Annotated in this window: 19 protein-coding genes and 1 tRNA gene; 16 read left to right on the forward strand and 4 right to left on the reverse strand. The window is 66.6% G+C overall.

The genetic code is table 11. The annotated features are described in order from the left end of the window. Positions 1–86: 86 nt before the first annotated feature. The 3 genes from hmgA to SSA01S_RS01570 are packed head-to-tail and all read left to right on the forward strand — an operon-like array spanning position 87 to position 2,349. A complete protein-coding gene (gene hmgA, locus SSA01S_RS01560) occupies positions 87–1,364 on the forward strand; it encodes a homogentisate 1,2-dioxygenase (RefSeq protein WP_061778920.1) in 1,278 nt (425 codons plus the stop codon). Further along, positions 1,361–1,993: a maleylacetoacetate isomerase gene (maiA, locus tag SSA01S_RS01565; protein WP_061778921.1), complete on the forward strand. Its 633-nt coding sequence runs from the start codon at positions 1,361–1,363 to the stop codon at positions 1,991–1,993. The genes hmgA and maiA overlap by 4 nt, the downstream gene beginning before the upstream one ends. Then, complete coding sequence (locus SSA01S_RS01570; protein WP_061778922.1) at positions 1,990–2,349, forward strand: Rieske (2Fe-2S) protein; 360 nt, start codon at positions 1,990–1,992, stop codon at positions 2,347–2,349. Before maiA ends, SSA01S_RS01570 begins: the two co-directional genes overlap by 4 nt. Here SSA01S_RS01570 and SSA01S_RS01575 read toward each other — a convergent pair. Further along, complete coding sequence (locus SSA01S_RS01575; protein ID WP_061778923.1) at positions 2,339–3,202, reverse strand: hypothetical protein; 864 nt, start codon at positions 3,200–3,202, stop codon at positions 2,339–2,341. The two genes, SSA01S_RS01570 and SSA01S_RS01575, sit on opposite strands and share 11 nt — an antisense overlap. A gap of 111 nt (positions 3,203–3,313) precedes the next feature. Between SSA01S_RS01575 and SSA01S_RS01580 the strand changes: the two genes are divergently transcribed. Genes SSA01S_RS01580 through SSA01S_RS01590 form a run of 3 tightly spaced genes read left to right on the forward strand, consistent with a single transcriptional unit; the run spans position 3,314 to position 5,250 of the window. Continuing rightward, the gene (locus SSA01S_RS01580) at positions 3,314–3,589 is read left to right on the forward strand and encodes a metal/formaldehyde-sensitive transcriptional repressor (RefSeq protein WP_061779077.1); all 276 of its coding nucleotides are present in this window, start codon (positions 3,314–3,316) and stop codon (positions 3,587–3,589) included. Positions 3,590–3,621: 32 nt separating this feature from the next. Continuing rightward, on the forward strand, positions 3,622–4,566 hold the full coding sequence (gene dmeF, locus SSA01S_RS01585; protein ID WP_156477617.1) for a CDF family Co(II)/Ni(II) efflux transporter DmeF: 945 nt from the start codon (positions 3,622–3,624) through the stop codon (positions 4,564–4,566). 36 nt (positions 4,567–4,602) lie between these two features. Next, positions 4,603–5,250, forward strand: a complete 648-nt coding sequence (locus tag SSA01S_RS01590; RefSeq protein WP_061778924.1) for a L,D-transpeptidase family protein — start codon at positions 4,603–4,605, stop codon at positions 5,248–5,250. Between the two features lie 46 nt (positions 5,251–5,296). Here the strand turns inward: SSA01S_RS01590 and SSA01S_RS01595 are convergent. Further along, positions 5,297–5,370: transfer RNA gene (locus SSA01S_RS01595), tRNA-Gly, on the reverse strand. A 195-nt stretch (positions 5,371–5,565) separates the two neighbouring features. Here SSA01S_RS01595 and SSA01S_RS01600 point away from each other — a divergent pair. Continuing rightward, on the forward strand, positions 5,566–6,024 hold the full coding sequence (locus SSA01S_RS01600; protein ID WP_058716588.1) for a glycosyltransferase family 28 protein: 459 nt from the start codon (positions 5,566–5,568) through the stop codon (positions 6,022–6,024). Continuing rightward, on the forward strand, positions 6,021–6,491 hold the full coding sequence (locus SSA01S_RS01605; RefSeq protein ID WP_061778925.1) for a glycosyltransferase: 471 nt from the start codon (positions 6,021–6,023) through the stop codon (positions 6,489–6,491). Before SSA01S_RS01600 ends, SSA01S_RS01605 begins: the two co-directional genes overlap by 4 nt. 45 nt (positions 6,492–6,536) lie before the next feature. On the opposite strand, the gene SSA01S_RS01610 is transcribed toward SSA01S_RS01605, so the two are convergent. Continuing rightward, positions 6,537–7,724 carry a glycosyltransferase family 4 protein gene (locus SSA01S_RS01610; protein WP_167348877.1) on the reverse strand — a complete coding sequence of 396 codons (1,188 nt, stop codon included), beginning with the start codon at positions 7,722–7,724 and terminating at the stop codon, positions 6,537–6,539. 144 nt (positions 7,725–7,868) lie between these two features. On the opposite strand from SSA01S_RS01610, the gene SSA01S_RS01615 reads away from it, so the two are divergent. The 3 genes from SSA01S_RS01615 (at position 7,869) to SSA01S_RS01625 (ending at position 11,468) form a co-directional block, all read left to right on the forward strand. Then, the gene (locus tag SSA01S_RS01615; RefSeq protein WP_061778927.1) at positions 7,869–8,348 is read left to right on the forward strand and encodes a hypothetical protein; all 480 of its coding nucleotides are present in this window, start codon (positions 7,869–7,871) and stop codon (positions 8,346–8,348) included. After that, positions 8,318–10,027 carry a hypothetical protein gene (locus tag SSA01S_RS01620; RefSeq protein ID WP_061778928.1) on the forward strand — a complete coding sequence of 570 codons (1,710 nt, stop codon included), beginning with the start codon at positions 8,318–8,320 and terminating at the stop codon, positions 10,025–10,027. Before SSA01S_RS01615 ends, SSA01S_RS01620 begins: the two co-directional genes overlap by 31 nt. A gap of 106 nt (positions 10,028–10,133) precedes the next feature. Continuing rightward, a complete protein-coding gene (locus SSA01S_RS01625) occupies positions 10,134–11,468 on the forward strand; it encodes an O-antigen ligase family protein (protein ID WP_061778929.1) in 1,335 nt (444 codons plus the stop codon). Here the strand turns inward: SSA01S_RS01625 and SSA01S_RS01630 are convergent. After that, positions 11,438–12,706 carry a hypothetical protein gene (locus SSA01S_RS01630; protein WP_156477619.1) on the reverse strand — a complete coding sequence of 423 codons (1,269 nt, stop codon included), beginning with the start codon at positions 12,704–12,706 and terminating at the stop codon, positions 11,438–11,440. The genes SSA01S_RS01625 and SSA01S_RS01630 overlap by 31 nt on opposite strands. A 276-nt stretch (positions 12,707–12,982) precedes the next feature. On the opposite strand from SSA01S_RS01630, the gene SSA01S_RS01635 reads away from it, so the two are divergent. The 5 genes from SSA01S_RS01635 (at position 12,983) to SSA01S_RS01655 (ending at position 17,683) form a co-directional block, all read left to right on the forward strand. Next, on the forward strand, positions 12,983–13,891 hold the full coding sequence (locus SSA01S_RS01635) for a beta-1,6-N-acetylglucosaminyltransferase (RefSeq protein WP_061778931.1): 909 nt from the start codon (positions 12,983–12,985) through the stop codon (positions 13,889–13,891). A gap of 128 nt (positions 13,892–14,019) precedes the next feature. Continuing rightward, a complete protein-coding gene (locus SSA01S_RS01640) occupies positions 14,020–14,502 on the forward strand; it encodes an acyltransferase (protein WP_061778932.1) in 483 nt (160 codons plus the stop codon). A 33-nt stretch (positions 14,503–14,535) separates the two neighbouring features. Further along, complete coding sequence (locus SSA01S_RS01645) at positions 14,536–15,885, forward strand: O-antigen ligase family protein (protein WP_061778933.1); 1,350 nt, start codon at positions 14,536–14,538, stop codon at positions 15,883–15,885. Then, positions 15,882–16,766: a glycosyltransferase family 2 protein gene (locus tag SSA01S_RS01650; protein WP_061778934.1), complete on the forward strand. Its 885-nt coding sequence runs from the start codon at positions 15,882–15,884 to the stop codon at positions 16,764–16,766. Before SSA01S_RS01645 ends, SSA01S_RS01650 begins: the two co-directional genes overlap by 4 nt. 20 nt (positions 16,767–16,786) lie before the next feature. Continuing rightward, entirely contained in the window at positions 16,787–17,683 is an 897-nt protein-coding gene (locus SSA01S_RS01655) for a glycosyltransferase family 2 protein (protein ID WP_156477620.1), read from the forward strand. The last annotated feature ends 16 nt before the right edge of the window (positions 17,684–17,699 follow it).

A 17,699-nucleotide genomic window follows, 5' to 3' on the forward strand; every position in this document is an offset into this window, starting at 1 on the left:
AGGGCGACACCCCTCCGTCAGGCCTGCGGCCTGCCACCTCCCCTGCCAGGGGAGGAAGATGGTGCGAGAAGAGGAAAGGAAAAGAGATGACGACATCCTACATCCCCGGCTTCGGCAACCACGTCGCCACCGAGGCGGTGCCCGGCGCCCTCCCCATAGGCCGCAACTCGCCGCAGCGCCCGGCCTATGGCCTGTACGCGGAGCAACTTTCCGGCACCGCCTTCACCGCACCGCGCCATGAAAACCGCCGCTCCTGGCTTTACCGCCTGCGTCCGACCGCCGAGCATCCGCCTTATGAGCGATACGACGGAGCAGCCCGCTTTGCCCCAGGCATCAGCGACAGCCCCCTGCCCCCCAATCGCCTGCGCTGGGACCCCGCGCCGATGACGCTGGCGGGGACCGACTGGATCGACGGCATGACGACGATGCTCGTCAACCGCGATCCGGCCGATCTGGAGGGAGTCGCCGTCCATGTCTATGCCTGCAACCGCAGCATGGAACGGGTCTTCGTCGACGCGGACGGCGAACTGGTCTTTCTGCCGCAATCGGGCCGCCTGACGATCCTGACCGAGCTTGGCCGGATCGACATCGCACCGGGCCAGATCGCGCTGGTCCCACGCGGCGTGCGGTTCCGCGTCGAGCTGCCCGATGGCGAAGCGGCGGGCTATGTCGCGGAAAACCATGGCAGCCTGTTCCGCCTGCCCGACCTGGGCCCCATCGGCGCGAATGGCCTCGGCAACCCCCGCGATTTCGAGACCCCAGTCGCCTGGTTCGAGGATCGCGACGAGCCGACCCAGGTCGTGCAGAAATTCCTCGGCTCGCTATGGACGATGACGCTCGACCACAGCCCGCTAGACGTGGTGGCGTGGCACGGCAATCTGACGCCGTGGCGCTATGACCTGTCGCACTTCAACACGATCAATACGGTCAGCTTCGACCATCCCGACCCCTCGATCTTCACCCTGCTGACCTCGCCCAGCGACGTGCCGGGCCGGGCCAATGCCGACCTCGTGCTCTTTCCGCCGCGCTGGATGGTGGCGGAGGATACGTTCCGTCCGCCCTGGTTCCACCGCAACGTCATGTCGGAGGCGATGGGCCTTATCACCGGCGCATACGATGCCAAGGCGGAAGGCTTCCGCCCCGGCGGCCTGTCGCTCCACAATCTGATGGCGGGCCATGGCCCCGACCTCGCGAGCTGGCAGGGCGCCAGCAACGCCGACCTCAAGCCCCATCGGATCGAAGGCACCATGGCCTTCATGGTCGAGAGCTGCTGGCCGTATCGCCCGACCGGCCACGCGCTCACCCATGCGCAGCTCGATTATGATGCGGTGTGGAAGGATTTTCCCAAGGCCCGGCTGCCATGAGCCTGACGCTCCACGGCTATTGGCGGTCGAGTGCCGCCTATCGCGTGCGGCTGGCCCTGGGGTTGAAGGGACTGTCCTATGACAGCATCGCCCATGACCTGCGCACCGGGGCGCAGCGCACCGAAGCCTTTCGCGCGCTGCAACCACAAGGTCTGGTCCCGGCGCTGGAGACGTCGGACGGCGTGCTGATCCAGAGCCCGGCAATCCTCGAATGGATCGAGGAACGCTATACCGATCCGCCGCTGCTCCCGGAGGACAGCGCCGGGCGGGCGACGGTTCGCGCCATGGCCGCGATCGTCGCCTGCGATATTCATCCGATCAACAATCTGCGCGTCCTGACGCATTTGCGCGAGGAGTTGCACGCCGATGAGGCCGCGATCCGCCACTGGATCGGCCGCTGGGTCACCGAGGGCTTCGACGCGCTGGAAACGCTGATCGCGCGGCATGGCGCGGGCTATGCCTATGGCGACCGTCCGACGCTAGCCGACTGCCACATCCTGCCGCAGGTCTATAATGCCGAGCGGTTCGCGGTGGACCTGACGCCCTTTCCCAAGCTGATCGCCGCCGCCAACCGCCTACGCGAGCGAGTGCCCGAGGCCGCGCCGGAAGCACAGGGCGATGCCGGATGAGCGATGAACGTCTGACCGCCACCCCCGCCGGGATCGAGCTGGGGCCGCTCGACACCATTGCGGACGGCGCGGCGCGTAACTTCGTATTGCAGATGCGCGCCGGGCGCTTCCACGGCTTCATCGTCCGACAGGGTGATGCGGTGCATGGCTATGTCGACCGCTGCCCGCATATGGGACTTCCGCTGGCGCAGGAACTCGACGCCTATCTAACCCCCGATCGACAGCGGATCGCCTGTTCGTGGCACGGCGCGATCTTCGGGGTGGAGGACGGCATGTGCCTGGGCGGACCGTGTCGGGGCCAGCGGCTGACGCCCTGGCCCGTCACCGTGCAGAACGGCGCGATCGTTACGGCGTGACGCCGATCACCTCGGCATGGGCGATCGCCTGAAGCCGCGCCATCGCCCTGGGCTCCAGCCCGAGATCGCGTCCCGCCCGCTCCTGCTCGCCCAGCCGCCGCACGTCATAACCGGTAACCCGACCGAAGATCACAAGCGCCTCCAGATAATAACCGGCGGCGCTGGCGTGATACTGATCCCAGGTCCACAGATCGATTTGACCGAAGGCGATGCCGTCATAGGGATTGGGATCGGCGATCCGCTCGGCCCAGGCGCGGTTCCACGCACGACCCACCGGGATCGCGCCCGAGATGGTGGGATATCGCCGCAACGCATAAGCATTGCCCGCCGCCACATCGTCCGCCATCGCTGTGATCGGCTTGCCGCGCCAGGGGCTGGCGGTGCGATAGGTCAGGTCGGCACGGCTCCAGGTCGACACGAGTTCGACCCGGACGCGCGGATTGGCTTGGCGGAACATCCCGGCCAGAGCGCCCGCCGCCTCGGCATGGCGCACCGGATCGCCGGGCCGCTGCGGATCGAGGGTGCTGTAACCCTGCAGGATGACGACATCCCAGCGTCCGTCGATCTCGCGCCGTTTCTGCTCGTAATGATAGGCCAGGTCGCGGCCGCCCGCCGTCTCCAGGCTGACCGTCCAATCCTGCCCCGTCTCCTCGGCAAAGGTCTTGAACAGCGCCGGGACGCCGCCGATCCCCTCGCGATTGAGGTCGCGAACCAGATCAGGGCGATAGCGCATGACTGGCGAGTTCGCGCCGAAGGTGAAGCTGTTGCCGACGAACAGGATCGTCGCTGCCGAAGCGGGGCTCGCCGCCCCCGTCATGGCCGCCGCCACGATCCAACCCATCCATCCCCGCATCCGTCCGCCCCTTTTACTCTACTTAAGCCCCCCCCTGATGGCCGATGCGGTATCCGCCCGGCAAGCCGCGTCTTGATTGGATCGCCAATATACCCTATACCCCTATGCGTTATGGCGCATGTTACCACCAGCAAGGACAAGATCATCGCCCGCGTCCGCCGGATCGCGGGACAGGTCGCAGCCATCGAGCGATCGGTCGTTGCCGATGCCGATTGCGCCGAGACGCTGCACTTGGTCGCGGCGGTGCGTGGCGCGGTGGCGGGCCTGATGGACGAGCTGGTCGAGGATCATCTTCACGCCCATGTCGCGGCCCCCGGCCTGTCCGACGAGGAACGCACCGCCGCCGCCGCCGAACTTGCCAAGCTGCTCCGCCGCCATTTCCGCTAAATCCCGTCGAACGCCTGCCGAGGACGACCAGAGTGACGATCCATAGCCATGATTATCTGGGCCATGCCCATGACGAGAATGCCCGGCGCACGCGCGCCGTGGTGTGGTTGTCGGCGGGCATGATGGTGGCCGAGATCGTCGCGGGCTACTTCACCGGCTCGATGGCGCTGCTGGCCGACGGATTCCACATGGCAACGCATGTCGGCGCGCTGGGCATCGCGGCCATCGCCTATTCCTATGCGAAAAAGCATGTCGCCAATCCGCGCTACAGCTGGGGCACCGGCAAGGTCGGCGAGCTGGCCGGGTTCGGATCGGCGATGGTGCTCGGGCTGGTGTCGCTGGGCATCGCGTACGAATCGATTACGCGGCTCAGCGATCCGCAGCCCGTGGCGTTTCGCGATGCGATCTTCGTGGCGGTGCTCGGCCTGCTCATCAACCTCGTCAGCGCCTATATGCTGGGTCATGGCCATGGGCATGATCACGGACATAGCCATGGGCACAGCCACGGCCATTCTGACGACCATCACCATCATGATTACGGCCACAGCCATGACCCGCATGGCGGCGACACCAACATGCGCGCGGCCTATATCCATGTGCTGGCCGATGCGCTGACCTCGGTCATGGCGATCCTGGCGCTGGTCGCGGGGCGTTATCTGGGCTGGGTCTGGCTCGACCCCGCGGTGGGCCTGCTTGGCGCAGTCGTCATCGCCAACTGGTCGGTCGGGCTGATGAAGCAGGCGTCGACCGTCCTTCTCGACGCCGCCGACCCCAAGCTCGCCGCCGAGGTGCGCGAGCGGATCGAGAGGCCGGGCGACACGCGTATCCACGACTTCCATATCTGGCGGATCGGACCGACTGCCCATGCGGTGGTCCTGTCGATCGAGGGGATCGGCGTCCAGCCGACCAGCGCCGAGATGCACCAAAGGCTGGCGGGCATGGCTGCGCTCGGCCATGTCACGGTCGAGATCCGCTAACGCTTCGTTCAGCCCCGTCAGCTAGGAACGGTGCAAATGCGGGCTTTGCAGTTCCTTGCGGGATCGATCCTCCTCGCGGCCCTGGGCGGCGGTGCCTGGCTGACCCTGCGGGACAGCCGCCAAGCACCTGTTTCGACCAAGGCCCCTCCCTCCCGGCCGCGCATGACCGCCGCGGCCGCGCCCCCTCCGCCGGTCGCCGCACCAAGCCCCTCGCCTACCCCTGCGCACTTCGTCGTCCGCCGCATCCTCGACCTGAAGAAACCGCTGAGCCACGGCGATTATGTCTGGGACGAAAGCGGGGCGCCCGACGGCCCGGTGGTCATCACGGTCGACCTGGCGGCGCAGGTCGTGTCGATCTTCCGCGACGGCTATGAAATCGGGACCGCCGCGATCATTTACGGCGCGGACAATATGCCGACCCCGCTCGGTGTCTTTCCTATCCTGCAAAAGGATGCGGATCATGTGTCGAACCTGTACGACGCGCCGATGCCCTATATGCTGCGCCTGACCAATGACGGGGTGGCCATTCATGCCAGCGACGTGCGCTATGGCAATGCCACCCATGGTTGTGTCGGCGTACCGACCGGCTTCGCCCGCAAGCTGTTCGCCGCGACGCATCTCGGCGACCGGGTGATCGTCACCAACGGCAAGCGCCTGTCCATGGGGCAGAGCATCGTCGGGTAACGACGTGACCCAAGAACCTAAACGATTGCGATATGGGAGATTTTGATGGAGCGGGTGAAGGGAATCGAACCCTCGTCGTGAGCTTGGGAAGCTCCTGCTCTACCATTGAGCTACACCCGCAAACCGGCGGAAAACCGGGACTTGGGCGCTCTAACGGGCCGTCATGGTGACTGTCAAGCCGTACTGGTGACCAAAGGGCGCCATGCTCTCTGTCCTCACGCCAAGCTGTACCGTTTCGATGCGCGCTCGCGATGCTGGACGATTGTGGGTGCCGGTGCGGCGGGATATGGCCTCGGCTTCACGGGGGAACGAACATTGGCTGACACGCGCAAAAGGATATTGGCGGTCGCGTCGGGCGGCGGTCATTGGGAGCAGATGCTGCTGCTGCGCGATGCCTTTGTCGGCCATGACATCAGCTTTGCCACGACGATGAAGGGCCTGGGCGAACGCGCCGGGATCGCGGGCGTGCGCGTGATCCACGACTGCAACCGCAACAGCCCGATGTCGGCGGTGTTCTGTGTCCTCGACCTGCTGCGCGTGATGGCGCGGGTTCGCCCGCAGGTGATCGTCAGCACCGGCGCGCTGCCCGGCTTCCTGGCGCTTGCGATCGGGCGGAGGTTCGGCGTGAAGACGATCTGGGTGGACAGCATCGCCAATGCCGAGGAACTGTCCATGGCCGGGCAAAAGGCCAAGGCGCATGCCGATCTGTGGCTGTCGCAATGGCCGTTTGTCGCCGAGCGCTCGGGCGCGGGCTATGCGGGGTCGGTGCTGTGATCTTCGCGACGGTCGGCACCCAATTGCCCTTCCCACGCTTTGTCGGCGCGCTGGATGCCATCGCCGGACGGCGCGGCCTTCGCATCGTCGCCCAGACCTGCGGCGATACCGACACGCGGCCGCATCTGGATCGGCACGAACATCTCGACCCGGTGACCTTCGATCGTTTCGTCCGAGAGGCGAGCGTGATCGTCGGTCATGCGGGCATCGGCAGCATCCTGAGCGCGGGCCGCGCGGGCAAGCCGATCATTCTCTATCCGCGCCGCGCCAGCCTGGGCGAGCATCGCAACGAGCACCAGCTGGCCACCGTCGCCGCGCTGTGCGACCGGCCCGGCATCCATATCGCACACACCGACGAAGAGTTGGAGGCGCTGCTCACCACGCCCGACCTGACGCCCTTTCAGCTGGAACAGAGCGCCAACCGCACCGCGCTGGTCGACCGGCTGCGGGCATTCATCGCGGCATAGCGGATTTCCGCCCGAGACGCCGCGCCAGACCTTAGACCGGAAGAACTATCGGCCCGGCGGGGGCGCTTTCGGACCAGCGGCGATGAGCGCCAGCCACTGGTCGACGACCGGGTTGAGATCGCAGGCGTCATGCGCCTTCACCTTTGGCCTTCCACCGTTCCGCCAGGCGCGAACCCGCTCGACCACCGCCTGGGTGTCGGTCACGTCCATGCGCTCGTCGGGGCCCAGCAACTCGGTCGCCGCGCCGAAGTCATGCGCGAGCACCGGCGTGCCCAGGGCATGGCTTTCGGCAAAGACCAGACCGAAAGTCTCCGGCACCCGGTCAGCGGGATAGAAGACGCAGAGCGCCTGTTGAACTTCGGCGAAGACACGATCCTGCGCCAGCGGGCCGAGCATCACGACGCCCTCCTGACGCTGGCCCTCGCCCAAATCATAAGCGGGGCTGGCCACGCGCAATTCCATGTCGGGCATCGCCGAGCGGACCGCCGCAAACGCCTTCAGCACCAGGTCCAGACCCTTCCAGGCCGCGCTGAAGAAGACCAGGCGGTTCCGGTCGTAAGCGGTATCGGCGGGGGCCGCCCCGATGACGACGGGATTGTAGATGAAGCCGACACGCCCCGCCTCGCGCGCGCTGCTGGTCAGGCGATCGGCGGCCAGGAAGGCGCGGATATTGCCGACATGCGCCCGCGAGACGCCGATCCACTGCACGCCGAGTGCTCGCGCGACGAGACTGCGCGCTTCGGCCTTGAGGCCGCGTTTCCAGCGTCCGCCGCGGACCGAGCGGTCCTCGACCGGCTGCCAGTCGTGCATCCACACGATATAGCGCGCGCGGCGATTCCAGCGCGCGAGGCGGACCAGCGGCTGCGACTTGCGCTGCAGGATGATGACATCCGCCGCGGTGACCGGGCCTTCGGCATCCTCGGTCGAGGCCCAGGTAACGCCGCCGTCCTCGATCCGGTCGCCACCCTGCCGCGCGCTTTGCAGGACGGTGACGTCATGGACTTTCGCCAATCCGGTCGCGATATGGATCACGGTATTTTCCGCACCGCCGATGCCGACGCTGGCATCCCCCAGCGAGGCGGCGCTGTACGGCGCCTGCGACACGATGTCGTAGATGACGATGCGCTGCTTGCCGATGACCCTTCTCCCCGTCCGCCCCCGCTGGCAGGTCGTTTCCTTACCACCGGGTCGATCATCGACAAGGCGGTGCGTCGGGCGGCAAGACCAGGGCACCAATCAGTTTGTGCCATTCAGGGAAGGCTTTCCCGCCGTGCGCGTCCAACAAAATGCGCCGACCTCGCGGCACCGCCCCATTACCCCTGTCCTACAGGAACGAAGGTGGAACATGAGGGTGCCGACATTCGGGAGGGAGCAGCAATGATTCGGAGGATGCGATGGGCGGTGCTGACCGCCACGATATTAACCTGGGCCGTGCCGGGAGCCGCCCAGACCACGGGCAGCTCGGTGCAGTTTCCTGGCGGCTATGCCCCCGGCTCCGCGCCGTGCGTGCGACAGTCGGATGGCAGTTGCGTGCCCGTCGGCCCGGCGGCGCCCTTGCCAGTCGCGGCCAAGCAGGAAAATCTGACGCTCGCCGTCGCCAACAGCGCGGCACCGGCGCAGACGGTTTACGGCGGCACCTATATCTTCGGTCAGACCTGCGGATCCTATAATGGCGGGACGTTGGCGCTGCGCTATCGCGGGCCGGACGGGGTGACGATGCTGACGCTGCTGACCAGGGGGAGCAGCGATGCGGCGGGGGGTGCGACGTCCGTTACCCTGGGCAGTCAGGCGATCGTCGACGTGGTCCTGCCGACCGGCTCGACCGAGTGCGTCGCCACGCTCGCGCGGGTGCCGTGATGCGGCGGCTGTGGATCGCCATCGCCGCATGGGCGGCCGTCGTCACCGCGCCCGTCGCCGCACAAGTCGTCGTCACCACTCCGGGGCCCATCGCCAATGGGCAACCGGCGGGCACGCCGACCGGCCCGGCCTGGATGTTCGGCACCTCGTCCTTCCGCACCGCCGGGGCCGATCTCTATCGCATGCAGGCGTCGGACGCGAACCGGCTGACCGAGCTGTCGGACCTCTATCTGACGCCGCAACCGGCGGGCTGGCGCGTGGTCTTCACCAATTTCGGGCTCGATCCCAGTTCGCGCCCCGCCGGAAGTGCGCGTGAGCTGCGGCCGGGCAATACGAACATGCTGGATTATGTCGTCGCGTTCACCGGGGCGAACGGCACCGGCACCCGCATCGCGCTGACCTTTGGCGGGGCGGGCGGTGTCGTGATCGGCGATGGCGGCTTCGTCATCAGCGATCCCGTGCCGACGCCCTGGCCCGGCGGATTCCTGCGAACCTCGATCAGCACCGCGATGGGAGCCGCGCGTCCGCGCGGTTTCACCAGCATGGGCCAGCTGGGCGAGGTGCGGCGGCATCTGGCGACGGCGAACCCGTCCTATGCGGCGGGCGGCTCGATCGCGAATGTCGGACTCGCGGCGAACACGACCAATGGTTATTCGCCCATGGCGGTCCTCATCCCCTGGACACGGCAGCCTTCGGTCCTGGAGATCGGCGACAGCATCACCCAGCAGGACGACTTGCCCCAACTCGCCAGCCCGCGTGGGATGGTCGGCGGCGTCACACGGGGGCTTGATGATGATGCGACGACTGGCCGTTTCGGGGTGGGCAATTTCGGGCATCACGGCGCGCAGATGGCCGATTTCATGGATTTGTCCGTAGGCCGCTTCGGCCTGCGCTACGCCCTGCTCTCCCATATCCGCAACGTGTTGAACGGTCGGCAGGTATGGCCCTTCTCGGCCATCTGGAGCCAGGGGCTGCGCAACGACTTTTCATCCATGTATTATCCGGAAGGCACGCCGCCCGATACGGCGGTCGCGGACATGGAAGCGCGGGCCACGGCCTGGTGGAGCTTCCTGGCCAAGACCTTTCCCGGCGTGCCCATCATCCAGTCGACGATCACGCCGCGCACCGCCGACACGACCAGCGGCCGGACCACGCTTTCGGCACAGACGGGCAACGGGCTTGGCAGCCAGTCGCCGCTCCAGACCGTCAACGACTGGATCATGACCCGCCCCGCGCCGCTGGCCCTCGCAGTCGATCTTCGTCCGGCCTATCAGGCGGCGGAGGACGGCACGGGCGTGCCGAAATGGAAACAGACACCGCTGGCGGCGTCCGGCGGGGGGACGCTGACCGCCGCACTGGCGGCGGGGACCGACATCTCCGGCACCGGGATACGGGTGAGCGCCACGGTCGCGCCCAGGCCGGGGGAATATCTGGTGTTCGAGCCCGGCAGCCCGAATAACGAGATCGCGTCGCAGGCGGTATCGGTCGTGAACAATGGCGATGGCAGCTATACGGTCAGGACACCTTATTATGCCGCGCGCAAGGCGCACGCCGCTGGGTCCATAGTGTCGACCTCGAACAGCGCCGATGGAACGCACCCCGGATCGGCGGCGCAACAGGCGGCGGCCGCGCCGGTCATCGCCGCCAAGCCGAAGATCGCGACGCTGACCGCGCGTTGATACGGGACGGGGCGCGGTCGATCGGCGTCCCGACCTGCCCTGTTTCGAGAATCCCTGCTCCGGCAAGGCCGTCGCACAGCCTAACAAACCGCGCTAGATCCATGGGATGGAGCGGATAGGCGAAGGACAGTTCAGGACGGAATGGGGATCGGCGCGGACACGGGCGGCCGCGATCCTGCTGGCGAGCCTGTTGACGGCCGAGCAACTGGCGTTCGGCGCGAACGGACCGTTGCTCGCGCTGCTGGCGGCGGCGGGACAAATGGCCGTGGCGATAGCCGCCCTGGTCCTGCTCGCGCCGCCCGCCGCCTTCTGGCGCGCGGCCGCACCCGTTCTGATTTTGGCGCTGGCCACTATCGTCTGGATTGCGCTCCACGCGCTGCCGGGACACGCCGTCGCGCCCGATCTGGTCGCGCCCGGCGTGGTCCGAGCGATCGGCCTTCTCGCCCTGCTGCTGGCATCGGCGTGGATCGGCTATCGGCGGGGATTGATGCGGATCGCCATCGGATGGATCGTGCTGATCGGACTGATCCAGATCGCCACCGGCCTGATCCTGCGTGGGATCGACCCCGGCCATGTTTGGGGCGTCGACAAAGGCATTCTGGTCGACCGCTTCACCGGCACTTCGCTCAACGCCAATGCCACGGGTTGCCTGTTCGGGGTTATCGCGTTGCTCGGCCTTGGCCGCTGGCTGACCCTGATGCGCGAAAGCGGTGAGGATCGCGACAGCGGCGTGGTTGCGCGCATCGCCGCGATGCTCGGCCTGACCATGGGCACCGGCGCCTGCTTCATCACCGGCTCGCGCACCGCGCTGTTGCTGCTCGTCATCGGGCTGGCTTTCGTCGCGGGGCGCGATCCGCTGCTGCGACGGCGACTGCTTCGTCCCAAAGGGCTCGCGCTGCTCGCGGTCACAGGGTTCGTCCTTATCATGCTGGCGCTGACGATCGGCGACGTCACGATGGATCGGATGACGATGACCTCGACCGATGCGGTCACCCGCGTCGAAATATGGCGCCATTATGCCGCGCTGGCCGCGAAATCCTGGCTCTGGGGCTATGGCCCGCTCAGCTTTGACGAGGTCAATCTGATGAGCCTGCGCACCGCCGAGCAGGCCAATCTGCTATGGTATGTCCATTCCGCGCATGACGAGGTCCTGGCGCTGCTGCTGGAAGGCGGCGTGCCCTATCTTCTGGTGACGATGGCGACGATGGCGGCGATCCTCCTCGATATCCATCGGCACCGCGATGCGAAGCGCGCCGATCCATTGCTCCGCGCGATGATGGTCGCCACGGCGCTGGTCCTGGCCTGTGCGATGGTCGACATCACGCTCGACGTGCCCGCCATGGCCGGTTTGACGACGGTGTTGATCGGCCTGCCCTGGGGGCGGGCGATACGTCGGGCCGTCGATACGCGTTACAGCCCCCGATACCCCGGCGAACGATAGTTCAGCCCCGCCGCCCCCTCGCGGACGAACTGCCCGACCAAGGGCTGGCCGACCAGCGCCGATCCGCTGATCTCCGGGATGGTCGGCCAGGTCAGGACATTGCCCTTCAGGACCGCGCCGCCCAGCTTGTTCCACGGAATCTTGTTGCTGGCGGGCCAGACGACCTGTTCCTGCACCATCCCTGCCTTGTACGACCAGCTGCTGGTGCCGACATAGACCTGGTCGAGCAGGACCGGCTGGCGCTTCTGGTTCTGGTCGTCGAACAGCCAGAGCAGATAGCCGCTCTGCGCCGTCGGATCGATATAGCGCAGGTCGACGCGGTGCAGCTCCACGCTGCCCAGCAGATGCTGCGGTGACAGGAACAGCCCCTGATATTGCGAGGTGCCGGTCAGCTTGTCGATGCGCAGGTTGCGGCACGATCCATAGAATTGGACCAGATCGGCGTGCAGGCCGCTGGTCGTCGACATCGCGCCCAGCAGGCGGACATTCTGAATCGTATAGTCCGGCCCCGGCGTCGCCTGATCCCAGCCGCCGATCTCGATCGCATCATAGCCATAGGATTGCGCGAGGTCGATCTTCACCCCTTCGATGAAGGTCGTGCTGCCGCTCGGCTGGCCCGAGAATTTCAGCGCGGCGCGCGGATGTAGGCCGACATAGCGCCATGTCACCGTCCCGTCCGCGATCGAGCTGCCGGTGCCCGACGGCGTCGAGGATGCGCCCGTCTTGCCGCCGGTCACGGCCTGGTACATCGCGAACGAACCCGTCGACAGGACGACCATGTCCCCCTTCGCGAAAGATGTGCTTGCCGCATAGGGCTTGACCGAGGGAACATGGATTTCGCCGCCCATCAGCACGATGTTGCGGCCCCCGATGATCTGCAACGGCTCCTCCACCGCCCGGTTGGTCGGCAGCAGGATGCGCAGGTCCTGGTCATAGGGGAATTTGTACGACGCCTCGAGATGCGCGACGGAGCGCAGATCGACGACCTTCTCCTTAGTCAGCGTCGGCGGAGCCCAGCGCAGCACGTCGCCAACAGGGATCGCCGAAATCGCCTCAGTCTGGGCGAAGGTCGTCGTGTCGGCCGTCGCGGGGGTGGGCGTCGGTGTGGCGGTGGGCGTGGGCGTTGGCACGACTTCTGCCGGGGCGGTGACAACCGTGACCGAGGATGGCCCGCCGGTGGTCGCCGACCCGCCTCCACAGGCATTGAGCATGGCGCATGACAGAAGCGTAGGCAGCATCCGACGCATGATGGGGCTCTTCCATTTCGATTGTGTGCAATCGTTTTGCCCTGCCCCCCTCACCGGACGCTTTCGCGCGAAGGTTAACGCTCTGTTCGCTTCTATTTTTCGACCCGATCTCCACCGTCCGACCGTTCCACTGCGGGGCACCCTCTCCCGCTGGGCTCTTGCGTCGCCGTGCAACCGATCGATAGGGCTTGGTCGACAAGCGGCGGCGTCCTGCCCGCCGGGCCGGTAATGCCTTGTGTACACGGCCGCGCGAGCAAGGATTGGCATGTGATCGGTTACCTCATCCAGGCCCATGCGAACCCCGCACAGCTCCTGCGCCTGGTCGAGGCGCTCCATTCGCCAGTCGCGCGCACCTGGATTCACATCGACCGCAAGGCCCCCCTGACGCCGTTCGAGACCGCGATCGGCCCGCGCGCGACCTTCGTCGACGATCGGGTCGATGTGCATTGGGGTGGATGGTCGCAGGTCCAGGCGACGCTCAACCTGATGCGCCGTGCGCTCCGCGACGCGCCAGGCCTCACCCATCTCGCGCTGCTGAGCGGGGCGGACTATCCCCTGTCCTCGCCCGAGACGCTGCTCGCCTATCTGCACGCGAGCGGGCAGGAGCATGTCGACACGGCCCCCTTCCCTTCGGTCGCGTTGAAGAAGCCGTGGAGCCGCATTTCCAAGCGTTTCGTCGAGGGTGGCGAGCGAGGCGGCAGCGGCAAGGCCCGCGCGATCCGCCTGCTCAATCGCGTGCTTCGCCTGCTGCCCGACCGCGCCGTTCACCGACGATTGAAAGGGCTGACGCTCCATACCGGCGGCAGTTGGTGGGTGATCTCGGCCGATGCGGGCCGCGCCATTCTCGATTTCGTCGACAGCGGTCACCCCAGCCTGGGGTTATTCCGGTCGGCACGATGCCCGGACGAGATGTTCTTCCAGACACTGCTCAGTTCGGGACTGACCCGGCGGCCGATCGGCTGTGCGCTGACCTGGGCCGATTGGAGCCGCCGCAGCGCCAGTCCCGAAGTGCTGAACGAGACGCATCTGGCGCTGTTCGCCGATCCGAATTTCCGTCTGGATGGCATCCACGGCACCAGCCCCTGTTTCTTCGTGCGCAAGATGCCTGTCGACGACGGGACCTTGGCCACGGAGCTCCGCAAACTGTGGCGCAAGCCCAATATGACGGCCACCTGACCCATATTGGCCCTGTCGGGTGCGGGATCGTTGCTTTTCGCACGCACCCCGGATCGTTATGGCAGTGCAGCAAGGGGGTAGGCATCGTTGGGGCAGAATTCCGTGTCCGCGTGCCGGCTAAACAGTCTATGGCCAGTCTGAACAAGTTCCTGTGGCTGCAACGCGCGCTGATCCGCGCCCGTATCTATTACTATAATCGGGTCTGGGGCATGTCGCTGCACCCCACGGTGCGCATGTCGATGACGGCCAAGTTCGACCGCACCTATCCGCGTGGGATGCATATCGGCGAACGGACCTATGTCGCGTTCGGTGCGGCCATCCTGACCCACGATATGACGCGCGGCATGTATGTCGACACCGTGATCGGTCGTCACTGCTTCATCGGGGCGAAGAGCATCATCATGCCCGGCATCCGCATCGGCGACGAGTCGATCGTCGCGGCCGGCGCCGTGGTGACCAAGGACGTGCCGCCCCGCTGTATCGTGGCGGGTAATCCGGCACAGATCGTCCGTCGGGATATCGAGGTCGGTCATTATGGCCGCTTCCGCTCGGTCGACGCCCCCAAGCCGGTTGTTGACGACATGGCCGAACCGTCGCTGCAACATGGCTGATCGGCGCTCTGATGCCCGGAAGTTAGGCCGCGCATGACCAGCCCAGCGCTGATCCCCTCGGCCGCAACGCCGCCCGGCCCCTTCGCTGCGATGCGGGGCAGCCCGTCGCTCAGCCCGCGCGAGCGGCGTTTTCGCGGCCTATTATGGATCGCGTTCCTATTGCAGCTGGGTGCATTCCTCTGGCTCTATACCGGCGGCCAATATCAGCTGGACGCCGCGCAGTCGGCGGGCGCGCGCTACTTCTCGCTCGCCCGCTATGCCATGCTGATAACCCTGGGCGGTTATATCGTCCTCACGCTCCATCGCGGGGCGGATTTCCGTGCCCTGATCCGCGAAAATGCCGCGGCCTATGCGATCGTCGCGCTGATGTTCGTCTCGGTCGCATGGTCTGCCTATCCTTGGGACAGCATTCGCGGCGCGACGCAGCTGCTGCTCGCGAGCCTGATCGCCACGACCGTCTTTCTGGAAAGCCCGTCGGCGCTGGGACTGGCGCGACTGAGGTCGATGGCGGTGTGTTTCATCGTGCTGAGCGCGCTGTTCTCGGCGGCGTTTCCGCATCTGGCGACGATCGCGGGCGGTTATGGCGACGTCTACAAGGGCGCGTTGCGCGGTATTCTCAGTGACAAGAACCCCTTCGGCAATGCGCTGTCTAGCTGCATGGTCATCCTGGTCCTGACCGTGCGGATCGGCCCCGGTTCCTGGGTCCGGTCACCATATGTGGCGTGCATTCTCGCGGGGCTGGTCATGCTGGTGCTCAGCCAGTCGGCGACCAGCATGATCGCGTTCCTAGTCCCCACTATGCTGCTTGTGGCGAACCGCACGGTGCTGGCCCAGACGCCGAATGCCGGTCTTCGCCTGTTGCTGGTCGTGATGGCCACGTTGCTGGCGGGCTTCGTCGCCTTTGTCGGCCCGACCCTGCTGGCCGAGATGAGCGGATCGGTCGGTCGCGACGCGACCCTGACCGGACGCACCGAGATTTGGGAGCTGACCTGGAATGCCGGTATGCAACGCCCGCTGCTCGGCTATGGGTATCTGTCCTTCTGGCAGGATTATATCGGTGAGAACGGCCTGCTCGCGCGGCTGGGCATGTGGGAAATTGCCGAGGCGCATAACGGCTTTATCGAAGTGTTCCTGAGCTCCGGGTTCGTCGGCCTGACGCTCGTCGTCGTGGTCATGCTCTACCTGCTGGTCCGCTCGTTCACCGGCATGATCCTGCGCCCGTCGAACGGCAATGCCGAGGCCGCGCTGCTGCTGGTGCTGAACATCGTGCTCGAGAACTTTACCGAGTCGGTCTACCTCGCCCCCAATTACGCCGCGACCACGATCATCGCAGTCGCCTGCATCCTGGCGCATCGGCGCGACTATAGCACGGGGCCGACATGACCTCTTCGCTCTACCTTCAATCCGCCGATCAGCGCACGGGTGCCTATCCGCCCATCCTGCTTATCTCCACCACCGACGGGCGGGGGGACCGGACCGAGCTGCTTCAACGCATGATCGCCTCCGTCGCGCGCTTTCGCACCACGACCGGCGCGGCCGTCCGCCTGCTGCTGCTGCGTCAATGCGCCGAGGACGGCTCGATCGACCTGCCCCCTTGGGTCGAGGTCGGCGAAGTGACCGGCCACCTGCCTTTGTCGGTCGCGCGCAACCGGCTGATCGAGTCGGTGACGGTCGAACCGGATGCGGTGGTCGCCTTTCCCGACGACGATGCCTGGTATCCCGACGGCGCGCTGGAGCATATCGTCCACCGCTTTCAAGCCCAGCCGACACTCGACTTCTGGTTCTGCCGCTATGGCAGCGCACCGGTTGCGGTCGCCCCCGCACGGGAGCGCCAGCCCGTGCTGCAGGATGTGCTGCGCGAGGCTTCGTCGAACACCATCGTGGTACGCGGCCGGGTGCTGAACGCGATCGGCGGATTCGATCCCGAGCTGGGCGTCGGTGCCCCGTTGGGATCGGCTGAGGACACCGATTTCGCGATCCGCGCATTCCGCGCCGCCAGGGTTTCCCAAATGCTCGATGCCGCCATGATCGGCCACCGGGACCGCAACACCGCCATGCGCGCACGTTATTATCGCGGTGCGCTCGTCACGATCGTCCGCCATGCGCGCAGCGTACCCGGCGGCCGCAAAGCCGCACTGCGCAAGGTAGCCGTCGGCGCGGCCTTGACCGCGATGCGCTCCATGCCGGTTCGGGATTTCCGCCGGGCACTACGCGACGCCGCCGCCGCGTGGCGACAGGCGCCGCATTCCGGCCCTGCGGCCTGACAAAGAAGGCGAACAGGCATATGGCCACTTCCCCCACCGTCTCGATCATCATCCCGGTTCGCAACCGGCCCGCGCTGATCCGCCGCGCGATCGAAACCTGCCTGGCCCAGACGCGTCCGGCCGAGCAGATCGTCGTCGTCGACGACGGCTCGACCGACGAGACCGCCGCCGTGGTGGAGCAACTTTGCGAGACGATCGACACGCTCGTTTTGGTCCGCCGTCCGGTCAGCGGCGGCGCGGCGGTCGCGCGTAACAGCGGTGCGGCGGTGGCGACGGGCGACTATCTCGCCTTTCTCGATTCCGATGACGAGTGGGAGCCGACCAAGCTCGAACGGCAGATGGAGCTGGCCGCCGCCCACCCCCAATGCCCCGGCATCTTTTGCGGCATCCTGTACCGTTATGCGGGCCGGCCCGAGCGGCGGTTGATGCCCCCTCCGGTGGTGACACGCCGCCTGCTGGAGATCGAGAACACGCTTGCATCCACCTCGACCGGGCTCGTCCGCACCGACGCCTTCCGTGCGGTCGGCGGCTTTTCCGAGGACCTGCCCAATTGCGAGGATTGGGAATTATGGCTGAAGCTCGCCGGGATCGGACCGCTGCGCGTGGTGCAGGAATTGCTGCTCCATTACACTTTCGATGCGAACAACAAGCTGTCGCGGGATGCCGAGAAGCTGTTGCGCGGGCATGAGATGGTGTTCGCGCGGATCGTCGCGGGCCTGCCCGCCGCCGCGCCGCACCGCTGGATTGCGGCGATGCACGAGCTGAAGCGGGCGGAGCAGCATGTCCGCGTAACTGGCCGCCATGCCCAGGCGTGGCGTCATCTCGCCGCGGCGGTCACGCGCTATCCGTCGCCGTCCGTCATGAAGCGCGCACTGCACCTGGGGCTGGTCGACATCCGGCACGGGCGGCGCAACTGACGCACCACTCGGCCGA

This window comes from Sphingomonas sanguinis NBRC 13937, from assembly GCF_001591005.1.
GTDB classification, from domain to species: Bacteria; Pseudomonadota; Alphaproteobacteria; order Sphingomonadales; family Sphingomonadaceae; genus Sphingomonas; species Sphingomonas sanguinis.